We start from the raw sequence: 24,369 nt of genomic DNA, 5'->3' as shown, positions 1-24,369 counted from the left end.
AGGGTTTATTTGAGATGCTTATTTTTAAGAGTATGCTTTTATTTTAGGAATGTTTTGATCCGATGAGTCGAAAGCTCAGGTTGTGCTCACTCTTAAGTTGATGGGCATGGGCTATAGCGACTCTTTATGGAAACTTAACACCTACTGAAAAATTTATTTCAAGTACGATGGACGGTGCGGAAATGGTTCATATGGCTAGAACGAAAATGATTCAAGAAGTGTATGCTGCGAATTCCCGTGAACATTTGGAGGAACTTGTTGGAGCGAAATTAGTGAATTTGTTTTCAGATATGAAAGTAGAAGAAGATATTGCAGTTTCTGTATTTGTTTTTGATAAAAATATAACGTGAGAGAAGGATACTGATCGTGAAACCGATACAGGTAGAAAGAGAAATCTTTCGTTATGAACAAGGAGCATTTAAACATATAGAGGACAGCATTGTAACAGAGTTTCCTGTTACCATTAAAATGAACGGACAGGAGTTTGTTACAATGGTTAGTACTCCAGAATATATAGAAGATATGGTAATAGGCTTCTTAGCGTCTGAAGGAATCATTCGGAAGTATGAAGATATTGATAGTGTATGGGTGCAGGAGAAAGAAGGATTTGTGCATGTAACAACGACAAAAGTAAATCCGTATTATGAACAAATGCAAAATAAACGCTATATTACGTCTTGTTGTGGTATGAGTAGGCAAGGGTTTGTTTTTGCAAATGATGCACTAAGTGCAAAAAAAATGAAGGGTGTCCATGTACAGGTTGCTGCCGATGATTGTTTTCGGTTAATGAAAGAAATGCAGCAATCTGCGGATACGTTTCATCGTACTGGTGGGGTTCATAATGCAACTTTATGTGATGTGAATGGTATTATTTTAAGCCGAATGGATATTGGTAGGCATAATGCACTAGACAAAATTTACGGTTATTGTTTAAGAAACGATATTTCTATAAAAGATAAAATCATTGTTTTTAGTGGTCGTATTTCTTCGGAAATATTATTGAAAGTTGCAAAAATCGGTTGTGAAATTATACTATCAAAATCAGCTCCAACTGAGTTAGCTTTGCAACTAGCGGAAGATTTAGGTATTACGACAATAGGATTTATTCGTAATCACTCCTTAAATGTATATACCCATCCAGAACGTGTTTTAAATATAAAATAAAAGTGAGGCAATGAAGATGAAATCAGTTACATTAGACAAGTTGCAACGTCCGTTAAAGGATTTACGTATTTCAGTTACTGATCGCTGTAATTTTCGCTGCCGATATTGTATGCCAGAAGAAATATTTGGTCCTGATTACTCGTTTTTGTCTAATGATAAAATTTTATCTTTTGATGAAATTGAAAGGATAACACGTATTTTCGTTTCTTTAGGTGTGAGAAAATTACGGATTACAGGCGGAGAACCGTTACTTCGAAGAGGGCTTCCAAAGCTTATTGAGCGCCTTAATAAAATTGATGGTGTAGAAGATATCGGTTTAACAACCAATGGATCGTTACTTAAAAAGTTTGCTCCTGATTTATATAAGGCGGGACTATCACGTGTAACAGTTAGCTTAGATTCCTTAGAAGAAGAGCGGTTTTTCTATTTAAATGGTAATAGGAGCAAAGTGCAAAGGGTTCTGGAAGGAATACAGGCTGCAGCTGAAGTTGGAATGAAAATTAAAATAAACATGGTCGTTCAAAAGGGAAAAAACGAACAGGACATTTTGCAGATGGCGCAATATTTTAAGGAAAATAAGCATATTCTTCGTTTTATTGAGTATATGGATGTTGGAAATTATAATGGTTGGGATTTAAAAGAGGTCGTCTCTAAACAAGAAATAGTAGATACGATTCATCAAGTTATGCCGTTAGAACGGATAGAAGCAAATTATTCTGGTGAAGTGGCTACTAGGTATCATTATATAGGAAGCGATGAGGAAATAGGTATTATTTCATCAGTAACAGATTCTTTTTGCTCATCATGTACGAGAGCTCGTATTTCTGCAGAAGGAAAATTATATACTTGCTTATTTGCTTCTATAAGGAAGTGATTTAAGAGAATTGCTTCGTTCTGAACATACAGATGAGGACATTACAGATGTAGTACGCGATATATGGAATAATAGGGAAGATCGTTATTCAGATGAACGCTTAAATCATACAAATAAGAAAACAATACCTAAAATTGAAATGTCACATATCGGTGGTTAATATATAAAGCTAGCGTCATAGTGAAAAATGGAAAATTTACAAGAGTTGTGGATTTTCTATTTTATAGTAAAAGTGATGATTGATATCTCTGTAAAAGATGTGCAGAGAAATTAAGCAGCATTCAAAAACCTTTATTTTGAGAAGGTTTTTTGAAGCTGCTTTTTTATTTAGAGAAAATGGAGGAATGGGTAATGGCATTTCATAAGCCGGAACAAATTGCTGAGCTTGTCATTGAGGCCGGTGTTCAAAAAGTAAGACAGACATTGCCAGCGATGCTTATTCTCGGTTTTTTAGGAGGAGCGTTTATTGCGATAGGTTTTTTACTTAACATTCGAGTTTTAGGGAATTTACCTGAGCGCTGGGGAAGTCTAGTGAATGTTTTAGGAGGAGCAGTATTTCCTGTTGGACTCATGCTCGTAGTATTAGCAGGAGGAGAATTAATTACGGGAAATATGATGTCACTGTCTATGGCGCTTTATGCAAAGAAAATTACATTGATAAGTGTACTGAATAACTGGGTTTGGATTACTCTCATGAACTTTATTGGGGCAATTTTCGTTGCGTATTGCTTTGGACATCTTGGCGGATTAACAGAGGGAGAGTATTTAAATAAAACGGTAGCGATAGCGGAAGGGAAGTTACATGAATCATTTGGGAGAACTTTGATTTTAGCAATTGGTTGTAATTGGCTCGTTTGTCTTGCTCTTTGGCTCGCTTACGGGACGAGTGATTTTGTCGGGAAAATCATCGGAATTTGGATTCCAATTATGGCATTTGTAGTGATTGGATTTCAGCAAGTAGTAGCAAATATGTTTGTCATTTCCGCTGTTATTTTTGCTGGTCATCTAACGTGGATGGATCTGGCTAAAAATTTTGTTCCTGTTTTTATCGGAAATGTAATTGGAGGAGCTGGGTTTGTTGGTTTTGCTTACTTTGCTTGTTATCAGAAACAACATTCTAATATGAAATAGAGTTCTTGAGAGGAAGGGTATGTAATGGCTGATCGGTATTCACGACAACAGTTGTTCAAACCAATTGGGAGTAAAGGACAAGAAAAAATTCGAAATAAACATGTGTTAATTGTAGGGGCAGGCGCATTAGGAAGTGCAAGTGCCGAAAGTTTCGTACGTGCAGGTGTTGGCAAGTTGACGATTATTGATCGTGACTACGTTGAATGGAGTAATTTACAAAGGCAACAATTGTACTCTGAACAAGATGCGAGAGAGAAAATGCCGAAAGCAATTGCTGCAAAAAATCGGCTAGAACAAATTAATTCGGAAGTACAAATACATGCTTTCGTAATGGATGCAACTCCAGAAAATATGGAAGGTCTATTAAAAAATGTAGATGTAATCATTGATGCAACAGATAATTTTGATATTCGATTTGTAATAAATGATTTATCACAAAAACATAATATTCCGTGGGTATATGGTTCTTGCGTTGGATCATATGGTATGAGTTATATAATTATTCCGCAAGAGACACCGTGTTTACATTGTATGCTGAAAAATATCCCTGTTACAGGTGTGACGTGTGATACCGCTGGGATTATTAGCCCGACTGTTCAAATCGTCGCAGCATATCAAGTGGCAGAAGCGCTCAAAATTTTAGTGGAAGATTTCTCAGCAATTAGAAAAACATTTTTCATGTTTGATATATGGAGTAATCAAAATCATTTTATAAAATTAGGGAAAATAAAAACAGACGCTTGTCTCTCATGCGGTTTGAATCGAACTTATCCTTATTTATCATACGAAAATCAAACGAAAGCAGCTGTTTTGTGCGGAAGAAATACAGTTCAAATTAGAACAGTAGACAATAGGAAATACAATTTTGATGATATAGAAAAAGTATTAAAAAAACTGGGAAAAGTAGATCGGAATCCGTATTTACTATCTTGCCAATTCGATGATTACCGCATCGTTTTTTTTCGGGATGGTCGTGTTTTTATTCATGGTACAAATGATATTTCGAAAGCGAAACAACTATATTATCGCGTATTCGGTTAATAGAGAGGGTGTCAACAATGGAAAGAAGAGTGCCAATTACGGTTGAAGAAGCTGTTCGTAAAGTGATGGGATTTGCTGATAAGGGCTTAAAGGAGCTATTACCAATTGAATTAGCTTATGGACGTATATTAGCAGAGGATTTAGTAGCTGAACATGATGTACCGTCATTTAATCGTTCGCCGTATGACGGATTTGCTATTCGAGCAGAAGATACTAATTTAGCAAGTTATGAAACGCCAATTGTATTTGAAGTAGTGGGTGAAATTGGTGCAGGATCGCTATTCCATGAGAAAGTAGGTCCATTTCAAGCAGTTCGAATTATGACAGGAGCACAAATTCCGAATGGGTGTGATGCGGTTGTTATGTTAGAGCTGACTCGTCAATATGAGAAGAATGGCAACAATTATATGGAAGTGAAGCGATTATTCAAAACGGGCGACAATATTTCTTTTCAAGGTGAAGATGCTCGTAAAGGAACAGTTCTTGCAAAGAAGGGATCGTACATTAATCCAGGTATTTCAGCTCTTCTTGCTACATTCGGTTATAGTGAAGTACCAGTTGCGAGAAAGCCTGTAATTGGACTGTTAGCGACTGGGAGTGAATTACTGGATGTCAATGACTCATTACAGCCAGGGAAAATCCGAAACAGTAATATGTACATGATATTGTCTCAAATTCGAAGAGCGGGCGGAAGAGTAAAATATTTTGGGAAGTTTAGTGATGATTTTAATACGTGTTTTACAGCTGTGAAAGAAGCGCTTGGCCAAGTAGATATGTTAATTACAACGGGCGGTGTATCAGTAGGAGATTATGATTATTTACCAGCTATTTACGAAAAGTTAGGTGCATCTGTTCTTTTTAATAAAGTTGCAATGCGACCAGGAAGTGTTACGACTGTAGCACAATTAAATGGCAAGTTATTATTTGGTTTATCAGGGAATCCATCAGCTTGTTACGTAGGGTTTGAATTATTCGTAAGACCGTGTATTCGGACGTATATGTTTAGTGAAAAAGTACATTTAAAAAGAGAAAAAGCGTTATTAGGAGAAGATTTTCTAAAACCGAATCCATTTACAAGATTTGTACGAGCAAAATTGCAATATGATGAGGGGAAATTAATCGCTTATCCATCAGGGTTTGATAAATCTAGCTCAGTTTCTTCATTGGCAGAATCCAACGCGTTTATCGTATTGCCGGGCGGGACAAGAGGATATAAAAAAGATATGTTTGTCGATGTTCTTTTATTAGAAGATAACGAAGGTAGTGAATGGCCTTGGACATTTCATAAAGTGAGAGGTGGTTTTAATGGGACAAGTGCTATTTGAGATTGTAGATAAACCGATTTTAGTTGAAGAAGTAACGAATAAAGTCGCAAGAAGGGAAGCAGGTGCGATTACAACATTTATTGGTACGGTGAGAGAATTAACAAAAGGAAAACGAACGCTACATTTAGAGTATGAAGCATATAAACCGATGGCAGTAAAACAACTTATGAGAATTGGTGAAGAAATTAGTGAAAGATGGCTGGATGCAAAAGTAGCAATTACGCACCGTGTAGGGCGGCTAGAAATAATGGATATTGCGGTAGTCATTGCAGTTTCATCACCGCATCGTAAAGTAGCTTATGAAGCGAATGAGTACGCGATTGAACGTATAAAACGAATCGTTCCAATTTGGAAAAAAGAATTTTGGGAAGATGGAACGATGTGGGTTGGAGATCAACTTGAAAACACACCTTATCCAGAAGGAAAACCAAAGAAGGAAGAATGAGAAAATGATTACAATTTTACTGTTTGCAAATTTGCGTGAGGAAGTTGGATCGGATCGATTAGTAATTTCAGAAAAGCAAGAAATGACAGTGCAGCAATTAAAAGAATGGCTCAAAGCCAGCTATTGTTTACAATCGCTGGATAAAGTGATGGTGGCTGTTAATGAAGAGTTTGTAATGAATGAAGAGATGATAAAAGCCGGAGATATAGTCGCATTAATCCCACCCGTTAGCGGGGGATAATAAGCTTTTTCACCAGATGAAGTGCCAAGAAAATGTTGTATATAAATTAGAATAAGAGAAGGGATGAGTTCTATGCTTACTCAAGAACAAATAATGAATGCATTAAAACATGTAGAGGATCCAGAGTTACACAAAAGTGTTGTAGAATTAAATATGGTTAGAAATATACAAATGAACGGAACAGAGGTTAAACTTGAAGTAGTACTAACAATCCAAGGTTGTCCGTTAAAAGCAAAAATTCAACAAGATATTGAAGAATCGCTTCACGCAATTGGTGCCTCTAAAGTGGAGGTAACATTTGGTTCTATGACACAAGAAGAACGTGCAGCTTTAACAGAGAAGTTAAAGCGAAATACTAGAACAGAAACTGGTATGCCGAGCATGCTTCGCCCGGATTCAGGAGTACGTTTTATTACTGTAACGAGCGGAAAAGGCGGAGTTGGAAAATCAACGGTGACAATTAATCTTGCAACTGCACTAGCTCGTATGGGCAAAAAAGTGGGGATATTAGATGCAGATATATATGGTTTTAGTATTCCGGCTATGATGGAAACGAATAAGAAACCAACGATGATTGATCAAACGGCAATTCCAGTCATTAGTCACGGTGTTAAAATCATGTCGATGGGATTCTTTACAGAAGGAAATAACCCAGTGATGTGGCGCGGACCGATGCTAAATAAATGGATTCAAAATTTCCTTGCGAATACGCACTGGGGAGAATTAGATTATTTATTACTTGATTTACCACCAGGTACAGGAGATGTTGCAGCGATGATTCCGCAAGCGAAAGAAATAATTGTTACAACTCCGCACAATATAGCTTCATTCGTTGCTTCAAGAGTTGGTGTAATGGCAAAACATACGAAGCATGAGATTTTAGGTATTGTGGAAAATATGGCTTATTATGAAGAACAAGATGGATCGAAAAATTATCTCTTCGGAAAAGGCGGCGGCGAAATGCTTGCAGAACAATTGCAAACAGAAGTAATTGCCAAAATACCTTTTGCGAAACGTGAAGAAAATAATGGTTCATCTGTATATGATGAAGATTCTCTTGTTGGAGAAGTGTTTACATCGTTAGCTGAGGATATTATTTATAGAGGATAGAGGGGGAAGTTTAGTATGGCATGTAACATTGATCATTCTATTGAAGATGTGATGAATAAGCTTGAAAGTCAAAAGAATTTTTTACCTGAAGGGATCTTTAAAGAGTTAAAGAGTTTTTTGCAAGGTATTCATTCGCAGAAATTATTAAATGATGTTTTTCACCTCCTAAAAAAGTATGATTTAGTCAGTGAGGAAGAACGAGAGACGAGAAACGCACAATTGTTGTACATTTTGAATTAAGTACTCTTTGGCTTTAGAATTTTTTCAGAAGGGGTGAATGTGATGGATATGAAAAAGATGATTGAAACGATAGAAGTAACTAGAGTGACTGACGAGGAATTATCGATTTCGAATTTACATCCAAAGCTTGTGAAGTTGTATAGTCAAAAAGATAGTGCAGAGTACACGAAGCTATTAAAATATATTTTATCATTATCCGTACAGCTGAAGCTGAATCTTGTATTGAAATATTTTGGTGTACGTCCGATTATTGCTGCAGACGAGCGTATGCAATTTCAAGAGATATTTAAATGCTTAGCTAAGAAAGATGAGAATGGGGAATGGTTTCTAAATTTGGTTTCTTTATATGTAGGGCTAATTGTAGTTCTTCATTTTGAGGAGAAAGTGATTGAGAGCAGTTTTTTTGATGATATGGTAGTGGGTGAATGTAATGAAATATAAGATTCTGCTCATAACATTTTTCTATTTAAATGCTTTAATTGCGATTTTAGTTGGTTTTGTAAATATGAAGGTAACTAATTAAGAAAAAGGAATGAACCTAGTTTGATAAAAAGAGTTCTTCAGTTGTTTCCGGCGTTTTTTCGTGTTACCATTAAGCGAATTTTTCATAAGGAGAGAAAGCGATGAAATGGATTTATTTTCTTATTATTAACGTTATAGCTTTTAGCCTTATGGGGCTTGATAAACGAAAAGCAAAGAAGAAACAGTGGAGAACGCCAGAAAGTACGCTGTTTTTATCAGCGGCAGCTGGGGGAGCAGTTGGAGCTTGGATCGGTATGTATATGTTTCATCATAAAACTCATAAAAAGAAATTTGTTTTCGGCATACCGTTACTTGTTGTAATAACGGTATGTTTATTATTCGTTGTATGAGAAATGTCGAAAGAAATGCAGATTGATTATTGGTAAAGTGAGCATGTGAGACCGTATAATGGAGAAAAAATGAGAAGAGGAGAAAAAGGAAGATGGGGAGTCAATCAGCAGAGCAAAAAAAAGGGATACTATATGCGGCTGGTGCTTATACGATGTGGGGAATTCTACCGATTTATTGGAAATGGGTTGAGGAAGTTCCAGCAGATGAAATATTAGCACACCGCATCGTTTGGGCATTTGTTTTTATGTTACTTGTATTAGGTGTTACGAAGAGGTTTCGCCAGTTTATTGGGGAATTTGTGAATCTTTTTAAACGACCTAAATTATTAATGTCATTAACAATAGCTTCAGTCTTGATTAGCGGAAACTGGTTTGTTTACATATGGGCCGTTAATCATAATCATGTTATTGAAGCGAGTCTTGGCTATTATATTAATCCGCTTATTAGTATTTTACTTGGTACAGTCGTTTTAAAGGAAAAGTTAAACTTTTGGCAATATGTTGCAGTTGGTTTAGCAGGAGTAGGGGTTGTCATTTTAACAGTACGTTTCGGATCTATTCCGTGGGTTTCTCTTTCACTTGCCTTTTCATTTGGATTATACGGATTAACGAAAAAACTGTTAAACTATGATGCCACAATTGGACTTACGATGGAAACGATGTTAGTGACGCCGTTTGCAATCATTTATCTTGTTATGACAGGAGCACATGGTTTCGGCTCATTTGGATCTATTTCAATGTTATCAACGTTACTTTTAATAGGAGCAGGTATTGTAACGGCATTACCACTATTTTATTTTGCAAAAGGAGCACAACTTATTCCGCTTTATATGGTGGGATTTTTACAATATATTGCGCCAACAATTAGCTTAATTTTAGGTGTATTTGTATTTGGTGAACATTTCACATCTACACATATGATTGCATTTTTCTGTATATGGGTTGCTTTATTTGTATTCTCGGTAGCGAAGACAAAGTTTTTAGTGCAGAAACAACCGAAATTTATAAAAAATAAATCAGCAAAAGTATCATAATGCGTAGTATTTTCTACGCATTTTTCTTTATACTGATACTATATAGGATTTCCATCATAGCTAGTAGGGAGCTGAGAACGTGGAAACAATTTTACATAATGATCCGCTTATGGCCGCTGTAATTTCATGGTTTTTAGCACAATTAACGAAAGTAGTCTTTAAATTAGTCAAAACGGGTGAATTTGATTTTGCAAAGTTTTTCGCTTCAGGTGGGATGCCGAGTTCTCATGCTTCAACTGTTACAGCACTTGCTACAGGAGTTGGGGTAGTAGAAGGTGTGGAAAGCTCGATGTTTGCGGTTGCTACTATTTTTGCCATTATTGTTATGTATGATGCTTCAGGAGTAAGGCTTGCAGTAAGTAAACAAGCAAAAATATTGAATGAGTTTTTTCACGGTAGACAAACAGAATATAAGAAGTTAAATGAACTTGTTGGGCATACACCGTATGAAGTAGTAGTTGGTGCTTTATTAGGGATTATTGTCGGAGTAGGATATTGTTTATGAGCGGAACATTTTATATGTTCTGCTTTTCTTTGTTTTTATACATATTCAGCTACCTTTTTGAATATCGTTATACGGATTTCGAAAGGGTGGGTGAGTAACTTGTTATTATATGAAAAAGTGCATGAAGAAATAGCGAGAAGAACAACTGCACTTCAAACAATGCAACGGCAAGATGGTACGTGGCAGTTTTGTTTTGAAGGAGCGCCACTAACAGATTGTCATATGATTTTTTTATTAAAATTATTAGGTAGAGATAAAGAGATAGAACCGTTTGTAAAAAGATTAGCATCACTTCAAACAAATGAAGGAACATGGAAATTGTATGAAGATGAAATGGGTGGTAATTTATCTGCTACAATTCAATCTTATGCTGCCTTACTTGCATCGGAAAAATATACAAAAGAAGATGCGAATATGAAGCGAGCGGAAATGTTTATAAATGAGCGCGGTGGGGTAGCGCGTGCTCATTTTATGACGAAGTTTTTATTAGCGATTCATGGAGAATATGAATATCCTTCTCTCTTTCATTTGCCAACACCAATTATGTTTCTGCAGAATGATTCCCCTCTCAGTATTTTTGAACTGAGTAGCTCAGCACGTATTCATTTAATTCCGATGATGTTGTGTTTAAATAAAAGATTTCGAGTAGGGAAAAAGTTATTGCCAAATTTAAATCATATTGCAGGCGGGGGCGGAGAATGGTTTCGGGAGGATCGGTCTCCAGTTTTTCAAACGTTAGTAAGTGACGTGAAGAAAATTATAACGTATCCACTTTCTTTGCATCATAAAGGATATGAGGAAGTAGAACGTTTTATGAAAGAGCGTATTGATGAAAATGGAACATTATATAGTTACGCAACTGCCTCGTTTTATATGATTTATGCTTTACTTGCATTAGGACATTCTATTCACTCACCAATTATTCAGAAGGCTATAATGGGAATCACATCTTATATATGGAAGATGGAGAGAGGGAGCCATTTGCAAAACTCTCCGTCAACTATATGGGATACAGCTTTACTCAGTTATGCTTTGCAAGAAGCTCAAGTTCCGAAAGCAAGTAAAGTGATTCAAAATGCATCAGCGTATTTACTAAGAAAACAGCAAACAAAGAAAGTAGATTGGAGTGTACATGCACCGGATCTCTTCCCAGGTGGTTGGGGCTTTTCGGATGTGAATACGACGATTCCAGATATTGATGATACAACTGCTGCGTTAAGAGCATTGGCGCGAAGTAGAGGGAACGAAAATGTAGACACTGCTTGGAAGCGAGCGGTTAATTGGGTTAAAGGATTGCAAAATAATGATGGTGGTTGGGGGGCTTTTGAAAAAGGGGTAACGAGCCGTATATTAGCAAATTTACCAATCGAAAATGCAAGTGATATGATTACAGATCCTTCTACACCAGATATTACAGGAAGAGTATTAGAATTTTTCGGAACGTATACGCAAAATGAATTGCCCGAGAAACAAAAACAAAGTGCGATAAATTGGTTAATGAATGTACAAGAGGAAAATGGATCGTGGTATGGGAAATGGGGAATTTGTTATATATATGGTACGTGGGCAGTGTTGACTGGTTTACGGTCACTAGGAATACCATCTAGCGATCCATCAGTGAAACGAGCAGCTTTATGGCTTGAACATATACAGCATGAAGATGGTGGCTGGGGAGAATCTTGCCAAAGTAGTGTGGAAAAAAGATTTGTTACTTTGCCATTTAGTACACCATCCCAAACAGCATGGGCGTTAGATGCCCTCATTTCTTACTATGATAAAGAAACGCCAGTTATTCGAAAAGGTATTTCATATTTGCTCTCCAACTCTTATATAAATGAAAAATATCCTACTGGAACAGGTTTACCAGGTGGGTTTTATATTCGTTATCATAGTTATGCTCATATATATCCGTTGCTTACTTTGGCTCATTATGCAAAAAAATATAGAAAATAAACCGAGAGATGTCTCTCGGTTTATTTTGTTGGGTAGTAGGTCCCTTTTGAAAAGAATAAGGTTGTGATGTACCTTATTTTTCGGTTGATTGGCGCTTTTGACGTGCATCAGCGGCATTTGCACGTGCGTTTGCTTCTAAGTCATTGTGGTCAGCGAGTTCGCGAGAGAACTCAACATCAATGCCATCCGTTGCTTTGCTTTGTTTGAAATTCTTTTTGTTCATTCGACACAATCTCCTTGCGTTTATGCGACGTTGCAAAGTTAGTTTGACACAAATAGACTTTTTTATACAAAGAGGAATTGGAAAGCAAGGAGCCGAAATATACAGTATAAGTAATAGAAATGGGGGATAGGAATGGAGTTTTTAAATGGGAAAACAGCTGTTGTAACAGGAGCTGCACAGGGAATTGGAAAAGAGATTGCAAGGGTTTATGCAAAACTAGGGGCGAAAGTATTAATTAGCGATGTAAATGAAGAGAATCTACAAAAAACGACACACGAGTTATCAGATGAAGGATATGAAGTGTGCTCATATCGATGTGATGTGAGTAATCAAAATGAAGCAAAGTCGTTAATTGAATATGCGGTTCAAAAATTTGGTACGTTACATATTTTGGTGAATAATGCTGGAATTACAAGAGACGCAATGTTACATAAAATGGAGAAGTCTGCCTGGGAACAAGTATTACAAGTGAATTTAACTGGAGTTTTTTATTGTATGCAACCCGCGCTTCTTTACATGAGACAACAAGGGTATGGACGCATTATTAATATATCTTCAATTAGTAGAGAAGGAAACATAGGTCAAGCAAATTATGCGGCTACAAAGGCAGGAGTTGTAGGATTAACGAAAACAGCAGCGAAAGAAGTTGGAAGTTTCGGTATTACTTGTAATGCGATTTGTCCGGGGTTTATGGATACAGATATGACCAAAACGATACCAGATAAAGTGAAAGAAAAGATGGTTGGCGCTATTCCAGTTGGTAGAATTGGAACGCCAGAAGATATTGCGAACGCAGCAGCCTTTTTAGCATCAGAATACGCATCTTATATTACAGGTGAAGTATTAAATGTGAGCGGAGGACTGCAAGTTTAAAGGAATACATAATGAAAAGAACCTGACCAGGTAGGTCAGGTTCTTTCTCATTAATTTAAGTTAAGCCAAACGCTCTTTACTTCTGTATAGTTATTTAATGCGTAAGATCCCATTTCACGGCCAAGACCAGATTGTTTAAATCCTCCAAATGGAGATGCTGCATCAAAGACGTTATAACAGTTTACCCATACTGTACCTGCACGTACTTTACTTGCAACATAGTGTGCTGTTTTAACATTTTCTGTCCACACACCAGCCGCTAAGCCGAATTGTGATTTATTTGCACGTTCAATTACTTCGTCAATATCGTTAAACGGTATTGCAGAAATAACTGGACCGAAAATTTCTTCTTTTGCGATCGTCATTTCATCATTTACGTCAGCGAATACTGTAGGAGAAACGAAGTAGCCTTGATCGAATGGATTACTTCCTCCGCAAAGTACTTCAGCGCCTTCTTCAATCCCTTTTTCAATGTAGCCCATTACACGTTTTTGTTGTTCTTCGGAAACGAGAGGGCCAATTGTTGTTTCAGGGTTAAGACCGACACCTTGATTTAGTTTTTTAGAATAGAGGACGAGATCAGCCATGACATTATCATACATTTTCTTCGGAACAAATAAGCGTGATCCAGCAGAGCATACTTGTCCTTGGTTAAACATAACACCAGAAAGTGCACCAGGAATCGCGCGAGATAAATCAGCATCTGGCAATATGATATTTGGTGATTTACCGCCTAATTCAAGTGTAACGCGTTTTAATGTTTCGGATGCTTGTCGCATAATTTGTTTACCGACAGGAGTAGAACCGGTAAATGCAATTTTGTCAACGAGTGGATGATTAACGAGAGCTTGTCCAGCCGATTCACCGAATCCAGGTACGATATTAATAACACCTTTCGGGAATCCAGCTTCTTCAATTAATTCAGCTAAGTATAGAGCAGATAGTGGAGTTTGTTCTGCAGGTTTTAAAACGATTGTACATCCTGTAGCAAGCGCTGCTCCCATTTTCCACATTGCCATAAGAAGCGGGAAGTTCCAAGGGATAATTTGACCAACGACACCAACAGCTTCATGGCGTGTATAGTTAAAGTAATCACCGGAAACAGGAATTGTTTGACCAACGATTTTCGTAGCCCAACCAGCGTAATAGCGCATATGCTCAATTGCAAGTGGTATGTCTGCTGCCATTGTTTCACGGATTGGCTTTCCGTTATCTAATGTTTCGAGCTGTGCAAGCTCTTCTTTATGTTCATCCATTAAATCAGCTAACTTGTACATGAGACGGCTTCGCTCAGCAGTGCTCATACGAGACCAAGGACCTTCGTCAAAAGCCATACGAGCTGCGACTACAGCTTTATGAATATCTTCGCGACCAGCTTCAGAAACGACGGCAAGTGTTTCACCAGTTGCTGGGTTAGGTGTTTTAAATGTTTTTCCGGAAGCGCTTTCAATGAAAGATCCATTCACATATAACTTTTTTGTACCTTGAAGAAACTTTTCTACCTTTTCATGAAGATTTACAGCTAGTTGACTCATTGTATAACCCCCTTGAAAATATAATGTAAACGCAGTACGAGACGGCGTTTATTCCGAAATCAAGGATGTGGAAACTAGATGGAAAGCCTCTAATTAAAATCATAATTAAGAAATACTGAAAATTCAAATTTCATTTGTGTTACAATTGTAAAAAATATGTAATGTAAGAGAAGCTTCTATATGATTATAAAAAATCCTGCTTGTTTTTGCTTTCTAGTAGGAAAAACTAGAAGAACAATGGTACAATAATACATCGTGAGAGGAGGGGGAAAAATGAAAGATTATCATGATGATCCACGCTTTCGAATAGCCCATAGAGAAGCGTTAATTGGTCTTGGACTTGCTATTATTAATTTTATAATATGGTACGGATTTGCTTATGGGCTTGGTAGTAAAAATCCGAATGAATATACATATGTATTAGGTTTTCCCGCATGGTTTTTTTATAGCTGTATCGTTGGATTTATCGTTATGGTTATTTTACTTAGTTTAGTTGTTCGTTTTGTATTTCAAGATATTTCACTCGATGAGGAAGAAAAAAGTGAGGAATAATAGATGAATTGGTATGTAATCATTCCAATGATAATTTCGTTTATCGTTGTATTTTTAATTGGTGTATATGCTTCAAAACGTGTGCAAGCAACTGCTCATAATAAATTTTTACAAGAATATTTTCTTGGTGGGCGTGAGCTAGGCGGTTTATTATTAGCGATGACAATGATTGCTACGTACGGTAGTGCAAGTAGTTTTATTGGTGGCCCTGGTATTGCTTACAATATGGGGCTTGGATGGGTACTGTTATCTGCGATTCAAGTTGTAACAGGCTATATCGTTTTAACGGTTATCGGTAAAAAGTTTGCAATTATCGCTAGGAAGATGGAAGCAATTACTCTTATCGATTATTTAAAAGGGAGATACAATAATAAAGCAGTTGTTATACTTTCTGCGTTATGTATTATTATCTTTTTATTTTCAGCGACAGTAGCCCAGTGGGTCGGCGGGGGACGATTAATCGAGTCACTAACGGGTCTATCGTATACAACAGCACTATTTTTATTTACTTTTTCTGTACTTGTGTACGTATTAATTGGTGGATTTCGTGCAGTTGCTCTATCAGATACATTATTAGGAATCATTATGTTAGTTGGAACGACAATCATTTTAATTGCTACTGTCATTGCTGGTGGTGGAATTGAAAAGATTATGCAGGAACTTGTTCAAATTAATCCAAAGTTAATTACACCATTCGGAGCAGATGGCAGTTTAACGAAATCATATGTTACATCATTTTGGATTTTAATTGGAATTGGCGTTGTCGGCTTACCGCAAATTAGCGTGCGTGCCATGTCTTATAAAAATTCAAAAGCGATGCATCAAGCTTTAATAATTGGAACCGTTGTCGTTGGCACAATTATGATCGGTATGCATTTAACTGGTGTATTTGCAAGAGTAGTACTTCCAGGTATAACGGTACCAGATAAAGTAATGCCGCTACTTGCGATGGAAGTGTTACCTCCTTGGTTAGCTGGAGTTTTCTTAGCTGCACCGATGGCAGCGATTATGTCTACAGTAAACTCTTTATTATTACTTGTAAGCTCGTCAATTATTAAAGATATATACGTAAATTACATAAATAAAGATGCAGCAGACAGTACGATAAAAAAAGGAAGTTTATGGATTACTGGTATTGTAGGACTACTCGTTTATGCAGCGGCGATTAAACCCCCAGATTTTTTAATATGGCTAAATTTATTTTCTTTCGGTGGATTAGAAGCAGCATTCATTTGGCCAATCGTATTAGGGTTATATTGGAGGAAAGGAAATGCTACAGGAGCGCTTGCGTCTATTTTAGTTGGGGTAGGCTCATATATGTGTATTCATCTTTTCTATCCAAATCCGTTCGGTATACATACAGTTGTCTTCCCAATTTGTTTTGCGTTTATCGCTTATGTTATTGGAAGTATGAGTGCTGTAAAAAAAACAGTATAGGTTAGCTGAAAAAACGTAGTCCTTAGAAGACTGCGTTTTTTCATATGAATTTGTTCTTTTTTTATTCTGTATATCCACGGTTATTCATAAATTAATAACAACTGAGGGGATGGAGTTGAGGTCGATGAAAAAAGTGTTATTTTTAGGAGACCCAGGAATTGATGACTCTTTAGCAATTATGTATGGATTGTTGCATCCTGATATTGATATTGTTGGTGTAGTAACGGGATATGGAAATGTAACACAAGAAAAGGCGACAAGTAATGCCGCATATTTATTGCAAATGGCAGGACGGGAAGATATACCTGTTATTAATGGTGCGAAAATTCCTTTATCCGGAGATATTACGACGTATTATCCAGAAATTCATGGGACAGACGGTTTAGGGCCAATTAAACCTCCAAAAACTTTTTCACCAAATATAAAGCCTTTTTGTACATTTTTTGATCTTCTTGAAAAATATAAAGGAGAATTAATAATAGTCGATGCTGGTAGATCAACAACATTAGCGACAGCATTTATTTTAGAAAAGCCGATGATGAAGTATGTGAAAGAATATTATATAATGGGCGGTGCTTTCTTAATGCCTGGCAATGTAACACCAGTCGCAGAGGCGAATTTTCATGGTGATCCCATTGCGTCACAATTAGTTATGCAAAATGCCAAAAATGTGACATTAGTGCCACTTAACGTTACATCTGAAGCAATTATTACACCGGAAATGGTAAAATATATTACGAAACACTCTAAAACGAGTTTTAATAAGTTAATCGAGCCGATATTTACGTATTATTATAAAGCATATAAAAAGTTAAACCCGAAAATAACAGGTAGTCCAGTACATGACGTCGTTACAATGATGGTTGCGGCAAATCCATCCATTTTAGATTATGTATATCGTCGTGTCGATGTAGATACAGTTGGAATTGCAAAAGGAGAGAGTATTGCTGATTTTCGGCCTCAACCTGATGCAAAAGCATTAAAAAATTGGGTGCGAATTGGTTGGTCGTTACATTATAAAAAGTTTCTTGAGGATTTTGTGAAATTTATGACGTAGACATAATAGGAGCATACAAGTTAAAATAATGGAGATGGTTATTTAAATGACCATCTCCATTATTTTGTTTTTAAATGATAAATAGAGAAGAGTTACACAATAGGAGAGGAATTTTACTTGAAAAAAACTATAGTATGCGCAGTAATTGTGGGTATTTTTGTTTTGCTAATATCGGGTAACTTTTTAGTGAAAAAAGTGTGGAGTTCAAATAATGATGATGCACAGTATATTGCATCTTTTATTGAAGAACATAAAGATGAAAAAAATAGTGCGCTTCTAGTAAAGAGAAATGATAAAGTTGTTTATTCTGTAAACCCAAATGTTGTATTGCCAGTTGCTAGTACGATGAAATTAATTGTGGCGCTTGAATATACGAAACAAGTTACTGAAGGGAAAATTGATTCTTCTAGTTTCGTGTCGATTAATGATGTGAATCGCTATTATGTGCCGAATACAGATGGTGGTGCACAAGATAGATGGCAAAAGTATTTGGAGAAGACGGGCAAGATAACTGAAGGAGCGGTTTCTTTAGAAGAAGTGGCAAAAGGAATGGTTAAGTTTAGTTCGAATGCAAATGCTGAATACTTAATGGAATTGTTAGGATTAGATAACATCAATCGAAATTTACAAAGTTTATCACTTCCTGCACATCAACCACTATTTCCAATCGTTTCATCTTTGTATATCCCGGGATATTTGCATAAAGAATTACATGTTCCAAAATATAAAATAGAGAAAAAGTTAAAAGAAATGTCTCAAGAGCAATATCGTGAATATGCGATGATTATTCATGAACGCTTAAAGAAGAAGGGACCATTATTACAGAAGGAAATTCCGCTTTATTTAGAGGAACGTTACGACAAAATTTGGTCAGATAGATTACCAGCAGCTTCTGCAAATGATTATATGGTATTACTTCAAAAGGCAAACCATAAAGGTGGCTTGACAGAAGCTGAAGAAAAAGTGTGGGCAAATATCGTTGAAACAGACATGAGTGCCAAGAAATACCGTAAAACATTTAGACATGCTGGGCAAAAGAATGGTTACACACCATGGACGGTTACAAAAGCAGTTTATGCTATGGATAAACATGGAAATTGTACCGAGATTGTGTTTTTGGCGAATAATTTAAATGAAGACGATAGTGCAGAAATACGGAAACATTTAGCAAACTTACATTTCCAAGTGTTGCAAAGTGATAAGTATGATGCGACTTTTATTAAATAAACTCGGTGCAGAGAGCACTGAGTTTATTTTTATGTACAAGCACTTTTTTTCTATCTCTGGGTATGATGGGTAGTAATACTTAGGTGAGAGGGGAAAAGGTGATGAAACAAAGTAAAGAAGAGTTTATAAAGAGTGAAGGCGCTGATTTCCCTGGGAAAACATATGTGGATTGTGTATTACAACATGTATTTCATTTTCAAAGAAATTACTTATTGAAAGATATGTTTCAAGTGCATAAAGCACATATTACGATGCTGACGGAAGAAAATTTAATGAAAAAGGAAGAAGCTAAAGTTATATTACACGCATTAAAAAAGGTAGAGGGAATTCCAGAAGAGCAATTGCTCTATACAGAGCAGCATGAAGATCTCTTTTTTTTAGTCGAACATTTAATTTCTCAAGAAGCGAAATGCGATTTTGTAAGTAATATGCATATTGGTAGAAGTAGAAATGATATGGGCGTAACGATGTATCGCATGAGTTTAAGGCGATATGTATTACGATTAATAGAACATCATTTGTTATTGCAAGAAAGTGTACTGCAACTTGCCGTTGATCATAAGGAAACGATCATGCCAGCTTATACACATACACAACCAGCACAGCCAACAACATTTGGTCATTATACGTTAGCAATTTATGATACGATGCAAAGAGATTTAGAACGAATGAAAAAAACGTACCAGCTTTTAAATCAGTCTCCAATGGGGGCAGCTGCACTCTCTACAACAAGTTTCCCGATTAAACGAGAACGAGTTGCTCATCTACTTGGATTTACAAATGTAATTGAGAACTCATATGATGCTGTTGCTGGAGCGGATTATTTATTAGAAGTTAGCTCGCTACTTATGGTAATGATGACGAATACGAGTAGATGGATTCATGACTTTTTGTTGTTAGCAACGAAAGAATATGACGGTATTACTGTTGCAAAGCCATATGTACAAATCAGTAGTATTATGCCGCAAAAACGAAATCCGGTTTCAATTGAACACGCTCGTGCAATTACGAGTAGTGCTTTAGGAGAAGCATTTACAGTATTTCAAATGATTCATAATACACCATTTGGTGATATTGTCGATACGGAAGATGACTTGCAGCCATATTTATATAAAGGGATTGAAAAGGCAATTCGTGTTTTTTGTATGATGAATGCAGTGATCCGAACGATGAAAGTAGAAGAAGAAACGTTAAAAAGTCGTTCCTATAAACATGCAATAACGATAACGGATTTCGCCGATGTTTTAACAAAAAACTATGAAATTCCATTTCGGCATGCTCATCATGCAGCAAGTGCTATTGCAAATATGTTATTGGAGCAGAAAAAAGAACTACATGAATTACACTTCAAAGAGGTAAATATGTACTTGCAAGAACATTTTAAAATAAATTTATTAGAAAAAGAGTGGAAAGAAATTATATCGCCAGAAGCTTTTATTCAAAAAAGAAATGTATACGGTGGACCGAGTAAAAAAGAAATGAATCGTATGATTAAAAATCGACAAGAGTCATTTCGAAAAGAAGAAGATGTATTTGAAAAGGAAAAACAGAGAATTTTACAAGCTGAAAATGCTTTGAATACATTAGCTTTGAATATTATTGAATCGTAAAAGAGGGATTTAATGAATTAATCGCCAATACTTAATTAAAATATAAATAGAGAGAAGAGATTGTCGATGATTCAATTACATGTATATGAAGAGATTTTTCATTTTAAAGAAGATGTTACACCATTTCTAGAAAAGAATGAGCAGGAAAACAATCTCATATTAGGTGTATTACAAATGGTCCAACAACCAACATTTATGGGGATAGCGAAACAAGGAGAAGAAATTGCGGTTGTATTTCTGCAAACAGAAGAGAAGAAACAAATTATTGTTGCAACTTCTGAAATTGCGGGAGTAACTATTGAGGAACTTGCAAAAGAATTAACGAAAGTATATCCGGATATTCCTGGATTGATCGGTAATAAGAAAATTGTACAGAAATTAGCGGAAGAGATTGCAGTATTAGAAAATAAAAAAACGCATGTTGCAATGGAGCAAGGTGTGTATGAGTTGAACAGAGTAAAGAAGAAGTGTAATGCGAATGGACTTTTTCGAGCGGTAAATAATGATGAATTACCATTAATAGAACAGTGGATATATCAATTTTGTGAAGACGTAAAGCTTCCTACTACGAAAGAAGAAGCAAAACAAACTGCGTATACATTAATAACTACAAATCGACTGTTTGGTTTGGAAGTGGATGGGAAACTCGTTTCTGTAGCTGCAAAAACGAGACCAACTAAAAATAATATAACAGTTAATTTTGTATATACGCCGAAAGAAGCAAGGAAAAAGGGATACGCATCTAAGTGTGTAGCAGCACTTAGTCAACGTATGTTAGATGAAGGGTATAAGACGACTACGTTATATACTGATTTAGCGAATCCGATATCGAATAAAATTTATCAAGAAATTGGTTATGAGAAAATTGCGGAGTCTGTGCTTATATTTTTAGAGAAGTAAAACAAAAAGGTGTGCTATTTTAGCACACCTTTTTGTTATTCATCAATTCTAATAATCTCGCCTTGAGGGAAGTCCTCAGTTTCTAGTAAGTTACGAATAGCTTTCGCAACATATTCAGGTGATAATAGTTTTCCTTCTTCTTTTAATGCAATGAAGCGGTCCAAGTTTATGAAATCTTCTTTATTTGTTTCACGAATTTGTGATTGCATATTAGTATCAACAACGCCAGGTGCAAAAGCGACGATTTTTACTGGATATTCTTTTTCTGCTTCTTCAGTTGCTACGCACTGTGTAAACATATTTACACCAGCTTTCGTTGTACAATAAGCGCCCCAGCCAAAGTAAGGATTTTTTCCTGCACCAGATGAAATGTTAATAACGCGTTTATCTACTTTCCAGTCTTTCGTATGTTTCATAAATGTAGATGTAAGAATCATAGGTGCAAGTAAATTAATGTGAACGTTCGTAATGAATTGTTCGCTTTCAGCTTTTTCGATTGGCTTCATAGGTGCAACTGTACCCGCATTATTAATTAAATGAATAGAGGATACATTGTCTTTTTTAATAGATGAAATGATCTCTTTAAAGTTAGTTTCTAAGTTATGTACATCTTGAAGATCTAGGGAATGAAAAATGCAATTGCTGTTATATTGCTCTGCAAGTTTCGTAAGCTCTTTATTTTCTCTTCTAGAAATAGAGATGACAGTTGTATTTTTTTCTAATAATTGCGTAGCGATTGCCTCACCTAAACCTTGTGAAGTTCCTGTTATGATAACGTAGCGCATAGTTTTATAAACCCCTCTCATATGTGCGGAATTTTGTTGGACAACGTACATTGTATAGTTTGTCTACATTTTATAGTATAGAGCACTTTTTACTATAATTGAAATGAGATGATTGTGTGCCTTTTATAAATAGGTTTACGACAACAGTACCTGGTGCCGTCACGTTTACTGGGAATACGCTGGGACTTAGCCCTACATCACCTGCACCAGGTAATATTTTTGGTACACTTGCTGTGTTTACGACAGTAAATACAGCATTGCAAGTACCAGGGTTCCCAGCAGGGACAACAGATGAATGGCAATTGAATTCTTCAAGTGCAATTTTAAATCTTCCAGCGGGAAGCAGTGTATTATATGCAGAATTAGTTTGGGCTGGTACTTTCCGGACTGATACGGAAGATGTGTTACCATTTTTAAATGATAACATTACATTTACAACGCCAGCAGGGACGTTTTCTGTTACGCCAGATCCTGCTACCGCGCAGCAAGGTTCAGTAGGAAATCAGTTTTATTATGCTCGCTCTGCCAATGTAACGAATCTTGTTAGTGCAGGTGGGGCAGGCACATATACAACGGGTGCTGTGCCAGCTGCAAGAACTTCAGCCGACCCAACAATCAGTCGTTCAGCTGGATGGACGCTTGAGGTTGTGTATCAAAATGCAAGTTTACCACTTCGAAATTTGTCAGTATATGCAGGTCAAGAAATTATCGATGCTTCATCCCCGCCAGTTGATGCTACAATTTCAGGTTTTGCTACGCCGGCAACAGGAGCTGTTACAGGAAGAGTGCTCGTAACTGCTCAAGAAGGTGATTCTAACATTGTTGGAGATCAACTTCGCTTTGGGCCGAATGCAAATGCTACAGTTGCATTATTCGGACCGAGAAATCCTGCGAATAATTTCTTTCAGTCACAAATTTGTAATGACAGTGGAAATTTAGATACGAGCGGCACGTTTGGAGATTTGAATCAGCCGTTAGGGGTAGCTTTGGCCGTCCGAAGACAGGGGTGGGATATTACGAATGTAGATGCCTCCTCATCTTTAGTAAACAGTCAAACATCAGCAACGGTTCGATTTGTTACAAATGGAGATGGATACGCTGCAGCTGGTTTTGGTGTTCAAATTGATGCAACAGGTCCAATTATTAATCCTGTTAAATCAGTTAATAGAACAGTCGCGGGGGTAGGGGATACTCTCACTTATACAATTACGGTCCCAAATACAGGAACAGGAAGTGCAGAAAACGTTGTATTACGTGATAGTATTCCGAGCGGAACGGCGTTTGTTGCAGGTAGTGTTACGGTAGGGGGAGTAACACAGCCGAATGCAAACCCTGCTAATGGAATTAATTTAGGCACAATCCCAAATAACACGCAAAGAATTGTTACATTTCAAGTTCGAATAACATCATTCCCGAATCCCAATCCTATTTTAAATCGTGCAATGGTGTCATATCAATTCCGTCCCTTCGTTGGTAGTCCTCCTATTACAAGTACGTCTTCTTCAAACACAGTACAAACGACAGTGAATCAAGCAACTATAAGTATGCAGAAATCTGTAGATTTACAGACGGCAACGCTTAATGATGTATTAACGTACACAGTTAATGTCACAAATAATGGAAACGTCACTGCGAACAATGTTATTTTTGTTGATAGTATCCCTGCTGGAACAACATTTGTCGCAAATAGCGTTACGGTAAATGGAGTAGCGCGTCCAGGAGCGAATCCAGCAAGTAGTATTAATCTTGGAAGTATTAATGCATCGCAAACGACTGTAGTGCGCTTTCAAGTTCGAGTAACATCGAACCCTCTTGTCAATCCAATTCCAAACCGTGCGAGTGTAACATTTACCTTTACTCCAGTGCCTGGTCAACAACCAGTTTCAGGGCAAGCGACAAGTAATACTGTAGTTACGACAATTAATATAGCTGATATAGCAACGAGAAAAACAGTGGATAAAGCTTTTGCAACGGTTAACGACGTTCTTACGTACACGGTAACAATTCAAAATACAGGAAATGTACTTGCAACGAACGTTATTTTTCAAGATCCGATCCCAATTGGAACGACATTTATCGTAAATAGTGTGACTGTGGATGGGGTTTCACAACCTGGGGTAAATCCACATCCCTATCAAGCTAATAGTTTTAATTACCCCATAACGAAATTTTTAGCATCGTTAACTATTGATAATGATAGGTTATGTTAATAAAAATTGTATGGGTGATATATCA

General features: G+C 36.6%; 23 protein-coding genes and 3 pseudogenes. 23 read left to right on the top strand and 3 right to left on the bottom strand.

The features are described from left to right. Positions 1 to 110: 110 nt before the first annotated feature. The 15 genes and pseudogenes from MR168_RS23765 to MR168_RS23695 all read left to right on the top strand — a co-directional run. A pseudogene (locus MR168_RS23765) lies at positions 111 to 350 on the top strand (Na-translocating system protein MpsC family protein); the annotation flags it as partial. Positions 351 to 366: 16 nt separating this feature from the next. Next, positions 367 to 1,164 (top strand): formate dehydrogenase accessory sulfurtransferase FdhD, encoded by a 798-nt coding sequence (gene fdhD, locus MR168_RS23760; protein WP_046392944.1) that lies wholly within the window; start codon positions 367 to 369, stop codon positions 1,162 to 1,164. A gap of 16 nt (positions 1,165 to 1,180) precedes the next feature. Further along, positions 1,181 to 2,198: pseudogene (moaA, locus tag MR168_RS23755) on the top strand (GTP 3',8-cyclase MoaA). A gap of 191 nt (positions 2,199 to 2,389) precedes the next feature. Next, positions 2,390 to 3,169: a formate channel gene (locus tag MR168_RS23750; protein ID WP_000863998.1), complete on the top strand. Its 780-nt coding sequence runs from the start codon at positions 2,390 to 2,392 to the stop codon at positions 3,167 to 3,169. A gap of 24 nt (positions 3,170 to 3,193) precedes the next feature. After that, positions 3,194 to 4,210, top strand: coding sequence for a molybdopterin-synthase adenylyltransferase MoeB (locus MR168_RS23745; protein ID WP_086412201.1), 1,017 nt, complete (start codon positions 3,194 to 3,196; stop codon positions 4,208 to 4,210). A gap of 17 nt (positions 4,211 to 4,227) precedes the next feature. Then, on the top strand, positions 4,228 to 5,535 hold the full coding sequence (locus MR168_RS23740; protein WP_086412202.1) for a molybdopterin molybdotransferase MoeA: 1,308 nt from the start codon (positions 4,228 to 4,230) through the stop codon (positions 5,533 to 5,535). After that, a complete protein-coding gene (gene moaE, locus MR168_RS23735) occupies positions 5,516 to 5,980 on the top strand; it encodes a molybdopterin synthase catalytic subunit MoaE (RefSeq protein ID WP_000531881.1) in 465 nt (154 codons plus the stop codon). Before MR168_RS23740 ends, moaE begins: the two co-directional genes overlap by 20 nt. A 4-nt stretch (positions 5,981 to 5,984) precedes the next feature. Continuing rightward, positions 5,985 to 6,221, top strand: coding sequence for a molybdopterin converting factor subunit 1 (gene moaD, locus MR168_RS23730; RefSeq protein WP_000628500.1), 237 nt, complete (start codon positions 5,985 to 5,987; stop codon positions 6,219 to 6,221). Between the two features lie 72 nt (positions 6,222 to 6,293). Further along, a complete protein-coding gene (locus tag MR168_RS23725) occupies positions 6,294 to 7,331 on the top strand; it encodes a P-loop NTPase (protein ID WP_242291532.1) in 1,038 nt (345 codons plus the stop codon). Between the two features lie 15 nt (positions 7,332 to 7,346). Continuing rightward, positions 7,347 to 7,571, top strand: coding sequence for a hypothetical protein (locus MR168_RS23720; protein ID WP_000752375.1), 225 nt, complete (start codon positions 7,347 to 7,349; stop codon positions 7,569 to 7,571). A 42-nt stretch (positions 7,572 to 7,613) separates the two neighbouring features. Continuing rightward, positions 7,614 to 8,012 (top strand): hypothetical protein, encoded by a 399-nt coding sequence (locus MR168_RS23715; protein ID WP_044306928.1) that lies wholly within the window; start codon positions 7,614 to 7,616, stop codon positions 8,010 to 8,012. A 182-nt stretch (positions 8,013 to 8,194) separates the two neighbouring features. Continuing rightward, positions 8,195 to 8,443 (top strand): DUF1294 domain-containing protein, encoded by a 249-nt coding sequence (locus tag MR168_RS23710; protein WP_000871349.1) that lies wholly within the window; start codon positions 8,195 to 8,197, stop codon positions 8,441 to 8,443. A 92-nt stretch (positions 8,444 to 8,535) separates the two neighbouring features. Further along, on the top strand, positions 8,536 to 9,477 hold the full coding sequence (gene rarD / locus MR168_RS23705; protein WP_000535541.1) for an EamA family transporter RarD: 942 nt from the start codon (positions 8,536 to 8,538) through the stop codon (positions 9,475 to 9,477). Positions 9,478 to 9,556: 79 nt separating this feature from the next. Then, positions 9,557 to 9,982: a divergent PAP2 family protein gene (locus MR168_RS23700; RefSeq protein ID WP_000447822.1), complete on the top strand. Its 426-nt coding sequence runs from the start codon at positions 9,557 to 9,559 to the stop codon at positions 9,980 to 9,982. Positions 9,983 to 10,081: 99 nt separating this feature from the next. Continuing rightward, positions 10,082 to 11,935: a terpene cyclase/mutase family protein gene (locus tag MR168_RS23695; RefSeq protein WP_049106831.1), complete on the top strand. Its 1,854-nt coding sequence runs from the start codon at positions 10,082 to 10,084 to the stop codon at positions 11,933 to 11,935. Between the two features lie 73 nt (positions 11,936 to 12,008). On the opposite strand, the gene MR168_RS23690 is transcribed toward MR168_RS23695, so the two are convergent. Next, entirely contained in the window at positions 12,009 to 12,158 is a 150-nt protein-coding gene (locus MR168_RS23690; protein WP_001035815.1) for a YfhD family protein, read from the bottom strand. A gap of 132 nt (positions 12,159 to 12,290) precedes the next feature. On the opposite strand from MR168_RS23690, the gene fabG reads away from it, so the two are divergent. Further along, on the top strand, positions 12,291 to 13,031 hold the full coding sequence (gene fabG / locus MR168_RS23685; RefSeq protein WP_025708953.1) for a 3-oxoacyl-ACP reductase FabG: 741 nt from the start codon (positions 12,291 to 12,293) through the stop codon (positions 13,029 to 13,031). A gap of 50 nt (positions 13,032 to 13,081) precedes the next feature. On the opposite strand, the gene dhaS is transcribed toward fabG, so the two are convergent. Next, positions 13,082 to 14,566, bottom strand: coding sequence for an aldehyde dehydrogenase DhaS (gene dhaS, locus MR168_RS23680; RefSeq protein WP_000080274.1), 1,485 nt, complete (start codon positions 14,564 to 14,566; stop codon positions 13,082 to 13,084). 273 nt (positions 14,567 to 14,839) lie between these two features. On the opposite strand from dhaS, the gene MR168_RS23675 reads away from it, so the two are divergent. From MR168_RS23675 to MR168_RS23650, 6 genes are all read left to right on the top strand, one after another. Then, positions 14,840 to 15,118 (top strand): YhdT family protein, encoded by a 279-nt coding sequence (locus MR168_RS23675; protein WP_000656239.1) that lies wholly within the window; start codon positions 14,840 to 14,842, stop codon positions 15,116 to 15,118. Positions 15,119 to 15,121: 3 nt separating this feature from the next. Continuing rightward, complete coding sequence (gene panF / locus MR168_RS23670; protein WP_001104812.1) at positions 15,122 to 16,555, top strand: sodium/pantothenate symporter; 1,434 nt, start codon at positions 15,122 to 15,124, stop codon at positions 16,553 to 16,555. A 124-nt stretch (positions 16,556 to 16,679) separates the two neighbouring features. After that, positions 16,680 to 17,612, top strand: coding sequence for a nucleoside hydrolase (locus MR168_RS23665; protein ID WP_000756457.1), 933 nt, complete (start codon positions 16,680 to 16,682; stop codon positions 17,610 to 17,612). A 117-nt stretch (positions 17,613 to 17,729) separates the two neighbouring features. Continuing rightward, entirely contained in the window at positions 17,730 to 18,839 is a 1,110-nt protein-coding gene (locus MR168_RS23660) for a serine hydrolase (protein WP_000751365.1), read from the top strand. A gap of 101 nt (positions 18,840 to 18,940) precedes the next feature. Further along, positions 18,941 to 20,449 carry an argininosuccinate lyase gene (gene argH, locus MR168_RS23655; protein WP_025708950.1) on the top strand — a complete coding sequence of 503 codons (1,509 nt, stop codon included), beginning with the start codon at positions 18,941 to 18,943 and terminating at the stop codon, positions 20,447 to 20,449. Between the two features lie 66 nt (positions 20,450 to 20,515). Further along, positions 20,516 to 21,349 carry a GNAT family N-acetyltransferase gene (locus MR168_RS23650; protein ID WP_000615382.1) on the top strand — a complete coding sequence of 278 codons (834 nt, stop codon included), beginning with the start codon at positions 20,516 to 20,518 and terminating at the stop codon, positions 21,347 to 21,349. 35 nt (positions 21,350 to 21,384) lie between these two features. On the opposite strand, the gene MR168_RS23645 is transcribed toward MR168_RS23650, so the two are convergent. Beyond that, positions 21,385 to 22,134, bottom strand: coding sequence for a (S)-benzoin forming benzil reductase (locus MR168_RS23645; protein WP_001271056.1), 750 nt, complete (start codon positions 22,132 to 22,134; stop codon positions 21,385 to 21,387). 116 nt (positions 22,135 to 22,250) lie between these two features. On the opposite strand from MR168_RS23645, the pseudogene MR168_RS23640 reads away from it, so the two are divergent. Next, positions 22,251 to 24,260, top strand: a pseudogene (locus MR168_RS23640) (hypothetical protein); the annotation flags it as partial. Positions 24,261 to 24,369 lie beyond the last annotated feature (109 nt).

The sequence above is a fragment of the Bacillus cereus group sp. BfR-BA-01356 genome, from assembly GCF_022663635.1.
Taxonomy (GTDB): domain Bacteria; phylum Bacillota; class Bacilli; order Bacillales; family Bacillaceae_G; genus Bacillus_A; species Bacillus_A cereus.
This window is presented reverse-complemented; position numbering and strand designations above follow the sequence as displayed.